At 68.7% G+C, this 1892-nt stretch carries 3 protein-coding genes; all 3 read right to left on the reverse strand.

What is annotated here, in order from left to right; genetic code table 11:
- Positions 1-186: 186 nt before the first annotated feature.
- On the reverse strand, positions 187-573 hold the full coding sequence (rplT, locus tag H5J30_RS30305; RefSeq protein WP_181790616.1) for a 50S ribosomal protein L20: 387 nt from the start codon (positions 571-573) through the stop codon (positions 187-189).
- Between the two features lie 102 nt (positions 574-675).
- Positions 676-870, reverse strand: a complete 195-nt coding sequence (gene rpmI, locus H5J30_RS30310; RefSeq protein WP_018852864.1) for a 50S ribosomal protein L35 — start codon at positions 868-870, stop codon at positions 676-678.
- Between the two features lie 110 nt (positions 871-980).
- A complete protein-coding gene (infC, locus tag H5J30_RS30315) occupies positions 981-1595 on the reverse strand; it encodes a translation initiation factor IF-3 (RefSeq protein WP_181790618.1) in 615 nt (204 codons plus the stop codon).
- Between the last annotated feature and the right edge of the window lie 297 nt (positions 1596-1892).

Raw genomic sequence — 1892 nt, forward strand, 5'->3', positions numbered from 1 at the left:
CGGAGCAGCTTGCGGGCGGCGGTGACGCGGGCGGAGCGCGGCGAGATCGGCTCGGGGGTGCCCATGGGCGTCGGTCAGACCTTTCGTACGGCAGGTTCCGGCGGCGGGAGACGCCCGCACGGACGGCAGAACCCGCAGGCCGGCGCGGCCTGCGGGTTCTCGGTACGTACCGCGCGAGCGCGGGGCTCAGGCGGCGGACTTCGGCGCGTTGACGTCGCTGGGCAGCGCCTTCTGCGCGACCTCGACGAGCGTGGCGAAGGCACCGGCGTCGTTCACGGCCAGCTCGGCCAGCATCTTGCGGTCCACCTCGACGCCCGCGGCCTTCAGGCCCTGGATGAAGCGGTTGTAGGTGATGCCGTTGGCGCGGGCAGCGGCGTTGATCCGCTGGATCCAGAGCTGCCGGAAGTCGCCCTTGCGCTTCTTGCGGTCGTTGTAGTTGTAGACGAGGGAGTGGGTGACCTGCTCCTTCGCCTTGCGGTAGAGGCGGGAGCGCTGGCCGCGGTAACCGCTGGCCTGGTCGAGAATCGCCCGGCGCTTCTTCTGGGCGTTGATTGCCCGCTTGACGCGTGCCACTTGTTCACTCCTTGGGGCTGGGTCGCGTCGGCTGCGCGACCCGGAACGGCTTGGTCCCGGTCTCTTGGGTCGTCCTGCGCCCTGCCGGTGCAGGGCGTCGGCTCACCTGCCGAGAAGCTTCTTGACCTTCTTGGCGTCGGCCTTGGACAGTTCGACCGTGCCGGCGAGGCGCCGGGTCAGAGTCGACGGCTTGTGCTCCAGGTAGTGGCGCCGGTTGGCACGCTGACGCAGCACCTTGCCGGAGCCGGTCACGCGGAAGCGCTTCTTGGAACCACTGTGGGTCTTGTTCTTCGGCATCTCGCCGTCCACTCCTCGTCTTCGGCGCCTCCCGCCGCCCCGTAAAAAGGCATGCGCAAGCGTCAGACTGTCTTCGTACTACGTCTCCGGACCCGGGGCCGGGTCCGCGATCACGCCTCGGCGGGCTCCGCCGGAGCGGCGGCGGGGTCGTCGCCCCTGCGCTCCGCCTTGCGGGCGGCCTGGGCCTCGCGGGCTTCGGCCATCGCCTCGGTCTTCTTCTTGTGCGGACCGAGGACCATGATCATGTTGCGGCCGTCCTGCTTGGGGGTGGACTCCACGAAGCCCAGCTCCTGCACGTCCTCCGCAAGCCGCTGCAGCAGCCGCCGGCCCAGCTCGGGACGGGACTGCTCACGACCGCGGAACATGATCGTGATCTTGACCTTGTCACCCTGCTTGAGGAACCGCTCGACGTGACCCTTCTTGGTGTCGTAGTCGTGCGGGTCGATCTTCGGCCGGAGCTTCATCTCCTTGATGACCGTGTGCGCCTGGTTCTTGCGCGCCTCACGGGCCTTCATGGCCGACTCGTACTTGAACTTCCCGTAGTCCATCAGCTTGCACACCGGAGGACGGGCGGTCGCCGCCACCTCGACCAGGTCGAGGTCGTACTCCTGGGCAAGCTCCAGAGCCTTGGCGAGCGGGACGATGCCCACCTGCTCGCCGCTGGGGCCGACAAGTCGCACCTCGGGGACGCGAATCCGGTCGTTGATGCGGGGCTCGGCGCTGATGTGGCCTCCTCATTTCCACCACGCGACTGCCTGGCGGGCAACCGCGTCACGTTCTGTCTGCCGACCATCCGCCGCGGGGCACGAAAAAACCCCGGACGGGACGCAAATGCGGGCTCCTGCCGGGGAGCACCACCGCAGAGCCAGCCGCGGGGCGCTTGGGACCGGTGACCCGCCGACCGGGGGCCGGAAGGTGGGAGATCGGAGCCTCCACTTGCGGGCCGGTCGCTCCTCTTTCCTGCATGGTGCGTCCGGCCGGTCGCTGTCAAGCATACCAGTGCCGAAGCAGACCCTGCACAT

Source organism: Streptomyces phytophilus, assembly GCF_013870535.1.
Lineage (GTDB): Bacteria > Actinomycetota > Actinomycetes > Streptomycetales > Streptomycetaceae > Streptomyces > Streptomyces phytophilus.